This window comes from Acinetobacter sp. ABJ-A23_2 (assembly GCF_044538765.1).
GTDB lineage: Bacteria > Pseudomonadota > Gammaproteobacteria > Pseudomonadales > Moraxellaceae > Acinetobacter > Acinetobacter nosocomialis_A.
Genome location: NZ_JBIUCP010000133.1, coordinates 1 through 259 on the forward strand (window position 1 = coordinate 1; position 259 = coordinate 259).

Sequence of the window (259 nt, forward strand, 5' to 3'; positions counted from 1 at the left end):
GCAGGGTCGGTCGCTGTCACAGTTACGGTGTGTGGTCCATCGGTCAACACTGGAAGCGTATTGTCTGCAAGCGTCCAGGTACCGTTGCCGTTATTGACTGCTGGATAGTCTGTGCCATCTACAGTCACCACAACAGTCGCAGTCGGATCATTCACTGTACCGCTTAACGCAGGTGTGCTGTCATTCGTCAACACATCATCTAGCGCAACCACAGGTGCCGTAATGTCTGCAGAGACTGTACCTGAACCTGGCAATGAGG

At 53.3% G+C, this 259-nt stretch carries 1 protein-coding gene; it reads right to left on the minus strand.

Annotated elements, in window-relative coordinates; translation table 11 throughout:
- Window positions 1–259: Ig-like domain-containing protein (locus ACH63V_RS18190; protein WP_396464335.1), on the minus strand; the 259-nt coding region annotated here is incomplete at both ends.